At 70.6% G+C, this 6,342-nt stretch carries 6 protein-coding genes; 4 read left to right on the top strand and 2 right to left on the bottom strand.

What is annotated here, in order from left to right:
* Positions 1–18 precede the first annotated feature (18 nt).
* The 4 genes from DAT37_RS12730 to DAT37_RS12715 all read left to right on the top strand — a co-directional run bounded on the left by DAT37_RS12730 (position 19) and on the right by DAT37_RS12715 (position 4,721).
* A complete protein-coding gene (locus tag DAT37_RS12730) occupies positions 19–3,315 on the top strand; it encodes a nitrate- and nitrite sensing domain-containing protein (protein WP_198654237.1) in 3,297 nt (1,098 codons plus the stop codon).
* Positions 3,316–3,320: 5 nt separating this feature from the next.
* Positions 3,321–3,734 carry a roadblock/LC7 domain-containing protein gene (locus DAT37_RS12725; RefSeq protein ID WP_198654238.1) on the top strand — a complete coding sequence of 138 codons (414 nt, stop codon included), beginning with the start codon at positions 3,321–3,323 and terminating at the stop codon, positions 3,732–3,734.
* A 146-nt stretch (positions 3,735–3,880) separates the two neighbouring features.
* Entirely contained in the window at positions 3,881–4,162 is a 282-nt protein-coding gene (locus DAT37_RS12720; RefSeq protein WP_232839712.1) for a DUF742 domain-containing protein, read from the top strand.
* Positions 4,143–4,721, top strand: a complete 579-nt coding sequence (locus tag DAT37_RS12715; RefSeq protein WP_109524963.1) for a GTP-binding protein — start codon at positions 4,143–4,145, stop codon at positions 4,719–4,721. The genes DAT37_RS12720 and DAT37_RS12715 overlap by 20 nt, the downstream gene beginning before the upstream one ends.
* An 81-nt stretch (positions 4,722–4,802) precedes the next feature.
* Here DAT37_RS12715 and DAT37_RS12710 read toward each other — a convergent pair whose 3' ends face one another.
* Both DAT37_RS12710 and DAT37_RS12705 read right to left on the bottom strand, forming a co-directional pair.
* Positions 4,803–5,585, bottom strand: a complete 783-nt coding sequence (locus DAT37_RS12710) for an ABC transporter ATP-binding protein (RefSeq protein ID WP_198654235.1) — start codon at positions 5,583–5,585, stop codon at positions 4,803–4,805.
* A gap of 88 nt (positions 5,586–5,673) precedes the next feature.
* A partial coding sequence (locus tag DAT37_RS12705; protein ID WP_157978465.1) for a dihydroorotase occupies positions 5,674–6,342 on the bottom strand: 669 nt, incomplete at its 5' end.

The raw sequence follows: 6,342 nt of genomic DNA, 5'->3' as shown, positions 1-6,342 counted from the left end.
GAGAGGTTGCGAGAGTCAGTGAGGACGGATAACCCCAAGCACACCAGGCAGGGGGAGTACACAGGCGGACGATTCCGGCTGGGGAACTGGCGTGTGCGCTCACGACTGGTGGCGCTGATTCTCATCCCCACCGTCGTGGGCGTGCTGCTCGCCGGCGTCCAGCTGGCCAACGCCATCGGCACCAGCGCCGAGTACCGCCGGCTCACCCAGGTCGCCGAGCTGGTCCAGCGCGTCCACGCGCTCAGCCACGAGCTGGGCAAGGAGCGCACGCTCACCGCCTGGTACATCGCGGACCGCCGCCGCGCCAGCCGCCTGGCCCAGCTCAAGACGCAGCGCGAGGCCGTCGACGCCGCCACGCAGCGCGTGCTCGCGGCCACGACGGCCATCGACGCCTCGCACTCCGAGCACGCGCTGGATGACGTCCAGGAGATCCGCCGCTGGCTCACCGGCCTCGACGGCCTGCGCGAGTCGATCCTGGAAGACAGCGTGCCGCCGCGAGCGGCCGTCCGCACGTACTCGACCATGATCGACACCGTCTCGCACCTCCAGGGCGACCTGGCCAACGGCGTCAGCGACGACACGCTGCAGCAGGGCATCAGCGCCCTGAGCTCGCTGGAGCGGGCGAAGGAGGAGGTCGCCCGCCAGCAGGCCATCATGGTGGTCGCGCTGATCGGCCGGCAGCTCGACTACGACGACCTGTCGGACTTCCTCGGCTCGTGGAACCGCCAGCAGGCCGAGCTCGCGGCGTTCGAGCAGGAGGCCACCGCCACCGACATGCAGGCCTACCGCAAGCAGATGCGGGGCTCGCAGATCGACCGCGCCGACGCGATGCGTCAGCGCGCGCTGGCCCAGATGCGCGAGTACAAGGCCATCAGGGACCTCGACACCACCTCACGCCGCGACATCACCCTCTGGTACGAGAGCACCTCGCTGTCGGTGAACGCCCTGCGCAAGGTGGAGGACGGGCTGGCCACCAGGGTCGTGGCCCAGACCCGCGACCTGAGCGACGCCGAGCAGCGCAACGCCGTCGTCTCCGGCGCGATGATCCTGGTCCTGCTGTTCCTCGTGCTGGTGTTCACCACCCGCGTGGCCGGCTCCTTGGTCCGGCCGCTGCGCAGGCTGCGCGCCGAGGCGCTCCAGGTGGCCACCACCCGGCTGCCCGAGACGGTCCGCGTACTCCGCGAGTCCGGTGACGGCGCCTCGGTGCCCGAGGTGCCGTCGATCGGCATCAACACCCGCGACGAGATCGGGGAAGTGGCCCGGGCCTTCGACGAGGTCCACCGCGAGGCGATCAGGCTGGCCGGCGACGAGGCCAAGCTGCGCGCCAACGTCAACGCGATGTTCGTCAACCTCTCCCGGCGCAGCCAGACGCTGGTCGAGCGGCAGCTGCAGCTCATCGAGGGCCTGGAGCAGGGCGAGGAGGACGAGCAGCGGCTCGCCAACCTGTTCAGGCTCGACCACCTGGCCACCCGCATGCGCCGCAACAGCGAGAACCTCCTGGTCCTCGCCGGCCAGGAGGGCGCCCGCAAGTGGAGCGAGCCGGTGCCGCTGGTCGACATCGCGCGCGCCTCGCTGTCGGAGGTCGAGAACTACGAGCGCGTCCAGATCCAGGTCCCGTCCGGCGTCCAGATCATCGGCCCGGCCGTCACCGACGCCGTCCACCTGCTCGCCGAGCTGATCGAGAACTCCATCTCCTTCTCGCCCCGTGAGAGCAAGGTGCAGGTCACCAGCGCGCCGGTCGAGGGCGGCGTGCTCGTGACGATCAACGACCTGGGCATCGGCATGTCGGCCGAGGAGGTCGCCGAGGCCAACTGGCGGCTGGCCAACCCGCCCGTCGTGGACGTCGCGGTCTCGCGGCGCATGGGCCTGTTCGTGGTCGGCCGCCTCGCGCTGCGCCACGGCATCCACGTCCAGCTCCGGATGCGGGAGACCGGCGGCCTCAGCGCGGTCGTCATGATGCCCGACATGCTGATCGCGGGCGCGGGCGGCACGGCGCCGCAGCAGTACGGCCAGTACGAGGCGTTCACCAGCTTCGACCCGGGAATGGCCGATCAGGCCACGCCGAACGGCTCCGGGGTCTACGCCTCGCCCGCCGCCCACACCCCGACCGGCTTCGGCACCGACGACGTGCCAGTGAACATGCAGTGGCCGGGCACGTCGCCGGGCGCCGGCGACTGGCCCTCCTTCGCCGACGAGGTGCCCAGGCAGCCGGACGAGCCGCGCTGGCCCCCGTTCGGCGAGGAGCAGCGGCCCGCCGCCCAGCAGGAGCGCTGGCCGTCGTTCGGCGATCAGGCGCCCCAGGTAGGGGAGCAGCGCTGGCCGTCCTTCGCCGACCAGGCGCCCCAGCTCGACGAGCCGCGCTGGCCGTCGTTCGCGACCGAGCCCCCGCCGCCCTCGCAGGACGAGCCCCGCTGGCCGTCGTTCGCCACCGAACCGCCACCGCCCGACACCTCCCAGCAGGACACGCGGTGGCCGTCGTTCGGCGAGCAGCCGCGCAGGTCGCTCTTCGAGTCGGTCGACCAGCCGCCGAGGTCGCCGTACCCCTCGGACGCCCCTTCCCGGTCGCCGTTCGGGACCGAGGAGCCGATGTGGCCCTCGTTCGCCGAGACGGGCAGGCCGTCCGATCCGTTCCCGCGCAACGGGCAGTCGGCCTTCGACCCCTTCGGCCCCGGCGACTACTCCTCGCAGGACCTGACCGGCCCGCTGCCCGTCGTACGGACCTCGCCGATCGACGACCAGAACGAGGACTACCTGCCGATCTTCTCGTCGGTCGGCTCCGACTGGTTCCGCAAGCCGGACCCCGAGCTGCTGAGGCCCCGCTCCGAACCCCGCCCCGAACCCCGCCCCGAGCAGCAGGCCGAGCAGCGGTTCGACTCCCTGGCCGGGCAGAGGGCGGAGTACGACGAGGAGCCGGAGACCGCCGTCCAGCCCGCGGTCCGGTTCGACGCCGACCCTCCGGCCGAGGTCCGGCCCCAGCCGCAGGGCGCTGCGGACCAGCCCGCGGCGCTGCCACGGCGCAGGCCGGGCGAGTCGGGTGTGGCGGCGTCCTGGTCCTCGCCCGCCGACACCGGGTGGCAGGCCGCCCAGGCGGCCGCCGAGCCCGCGCAGGGCGGCGTCACGTCCTCGGGCCTGCCGCGCCGCGTGCCCAAGGCCAACCTCGTGCCGGGCACCGCCAGCCTGGCCGAACCGCCAGCCACGTCACCGGCGCCGCAGATCTCCCCCGATCGGTTGCGCAGCAGGCTCTCCAGCTTCCAGCAGGGTGTTCGACAAGGCCGCGCGTTCACCCGCGGAGAAGAGAATGAGGAGGACAAATGAGAGAAATGAGCCAGGGAGCACGTGGCATCAGCTGGCTGATCACTGACTTTGTGAACAACGTGCCTGGTGTCGCGCACACCGTCGTGGTGTCGTCCGACGGTTTGCCGCTGGCCTTCTCCGAGGGTTTCCCGAAGGACCGCGCCGACCAGCTGGCCGCGGTCGCCTCGGGTGTCATCAGCCTGACGCAGGGAGCGGCGCGCGTCTTCGAGGGCGGACTGGTGACGCAGACCGTCATCGAGATGCAGCGCGGTCTCTTGATGATCATGTCGATCAGCGACGGTTCCTGCCTGGCTGTGCTCGCCGCGCCCGACTGTGACATGGGCCTGGTGGCCTATCAGATGACGCTGCTGGTCGAGCGCGCGGGGCAGGTCCTGACGCCGGCAGTACGTGCCGAGCTGCAGGCGGCCCGCCCCCGTTAGCCGGGCGGCGGTGACAGGAGAACATAGTGTCAGGTCAGGGTTGGGCTGGTGATAGCACTCCGCCGCATTCGGCGGCTCCACGTCCGCAGAAGTCGAGCTCCCTCGTACGGCCCTATGCCGTGACCGGGGGGCGTACGGCGCCGCGGATGAAGTTCGCCATGGAGGCTCTCGTGTCCTCCGTGACGTCGGAATACCAAGACATATCTCTGCTGAGTCCGGAGTATCAGGCGATCATTCAACTGACCCGGAACGTCAGATCGATCGCCGAGATCTCCGCACTCCTCCGCCAGCCTCTCGGGGTGGTTCGGGTGCTGATCGCCGACATGGCGTCCGAGGGCCTGATCCGCGTGCACCAGCCAGCGCTGGACGCGGGAAAGCCGGACATCAACTTGCTCGAAAGGGTGCTCAGTGGACTTCGCAGGCTCTAGCGCCGGCCTAACATCGACGAAGATCGTCGTGGCCGGCGGTTTCGGCGTGGGCAAGACGACGTTCGTGGGCGCGGTCTCCGAGATCCTGCCGCTCACCACGGAGGCCGTGATGACGGACGCCTCGGCCGGCGTCGACGACGTCTCGCTCACGCCCAACAAGACCACGACGACCGTGGCCATGGACTTCGGCCGGGTCTCGCTCGATCGCGACCTGATCCTCTACCTGTTCGGCACACCCGGGCAGCACAGGTTCTGGTTCATGTGGGACGACCTGGTGCGCGGCGCGATCGGGGCCGTCGTACTGGCGGACACCCGGCGGCTGGCCGACAGCTTCCCCGCGATCGACTATTTCGAAGAGGCCAAGCTGCCGTTCGTCATCGGCATCAACGGCTGGGACGGGCAGTTCTCGCACCAGGACGACGAGATCCGGGAGGCGCTGTCGCTCGGCTCGCACATTCCGGTCGTCCGCCTCGACGCGCGGATGCGCGAGTCGGTGAAGAGCACGCTCATCACGCTGGTGGAGCACGCGCTGACGCGCCACATGCACGCGCCGGCCTGACGGCTCCCACCCGCACGTCCAGGTGCCGCCGGACCACCGTCCGGCGGCACCGGCGTTCGGGCCCTCAGGGAGACACCGGCGTCAGGCGGTGGCGGCGGGCGCGTCCACCCCGCGCACGAGCCGGCCGACCTCGCCGCGCAGGCGCACGAAGTCGGGGTGCTCGCGCGTGGTGATCTGGTCGCGGGGCGCCGGGAGGTCCACTTTCAGGTCGCCCACCACGTGCGCGGGCGCCTTCGACAGCACGACGACCCGATCGCCCACGTACACGCTCTCGTCGATGTCGTGGGTGATGAGCACGATCGTCATCCGGTGGTGGCCGCGCACCTTCAGCACGAGGTCCTCCAGGTCCTCGCGGGTCTGCGCGTCCACCGAGCCGAACGGCTCGTCCATGAGCATCAACGACGGCCGGTAGGCCAGCGCGCGGGCGATCGCCACCCGCTGCTGCATGCCCCCGGAGAGCTGGAACGGGTATTTCCGCCCCGCCTCCGCCAGGCCCACCGACTCCAGCGCCTCCTGGGCGGCCTCGCGCCTCCGCCGCTTGTCCATGCCCCGGCGGCGCAGCGGCAGCGCCACGTTGTCGGCCACCGACATCCAGGGGAACAGCGACCGGCTGTAGTCCTGGAAGACCACGGCCAGATTGTCGGGCGTCTGGCGCACCAGCTTGCCGTCGACCCGGATCTCGCCGCCCGTCGGCTTGATCAGCCCCGCGATGGAGCGGAGCAGCGTCGACTTCCCGCACCCCGAGGGGCCGACGACGCACAGGAGCTCGCCCGCGGCGACACTCAGCTTCAGCCCGTCGACGGCGTGGTGCTCGTTCGGGCTGCCGGGCCCGTACACGTGTGTGAGGTTGTCTATCTCGAGCAACTCATGTCCTAGTGGCGGGAAATCCTGAGATTACAGCTCGACTTTACCGAAGGCCGTGATCTATGAACATGAGGACGCTCATACTCGGTCAGCCCATCGGCCTGGGGACGTAGCGGCCCACCGGGCTGCCCACGATCTTGCCGGTGTCGAGCACGTGGTGGCCGCGCACGAACGTGTCCGTGACCTTCGCCGTCAGCTCGAAGCCCTCGAACGGCGTGAACTCCTGGGACGACTCCGACTCCGCCGCCCGCACGGTCCACGTGCTGTCCGGATCGACCAGGCAGATGTCGGCGTCGAACCCGGGGGCGATCGTCCCCTTGGCCCGCAGGCCGTACCTGCGGGCGGGGTTCCACGAGGTGAGCTCGGCGATCCGCCCGTACGACAGGCCCCTGCGGCGGCCCTCGGTGATCAGGCCGGGCAGCAGGTACTCCGCGCCGCCGAAGCCGGCCTTGGCCACGAACACGTCGTCGGCCGGCGTGCCGAACTTGAGCTCCTCGCGGCAGCAGGCGTGATCGCTCACCACCCAGTCGACGGCGCCGTCGAGCACGTACTCCCACAGCGCCTCGACATCCTCGCGCGGCCTGATCGGCGGGTTCACCTTGCCGCCGAGCCCGCTGGCCGTGTCGATGTCGGCGAGCAGGTGGCCGATGGTGACCTCGCGGCGGAAGTCGATGTGCGGGAACGTCCCCGCCATCCGCACCGCGGCGTCGAGCGCCTTGCGCGAGGACAGGTGGAGCAGGTTGACGTTGCCCAGGCC

Origin of the sequence: Nocardia aurea, assembly GCF_003123685.1 — a bacterium.
Taxonomy (GTDB): domain Bacteria; phylum Actinomycetota; class Actinomycetes; order Mycobacteriales; family Mycobacteriaceae; genus Nocardia; species Nocardia aurea.
The sequence above is the reverse complement of the archived record's forward strand: the minus strand, read 5'-3'. Positions and strand labels throughout refer to the sequence as shown.

Excerpts from the sequence above, each read along its gene's own strand:
- DAT37_RS12725 (WP_198654238.1), top strand. The coding sequence starts at position 3,321 with ATGAGCCAGGGAGCACGTGGCATCAGCTGGCTGATCACTGACTTTGTG.
- DAT37_RS12720 (WP_232839712.1), top strand. The coding sequence starts at position 3,881 with ATGAAGTTCGCCATGGAGGCTCTCGTGTCCTCCGTGACGTCGGAATAC.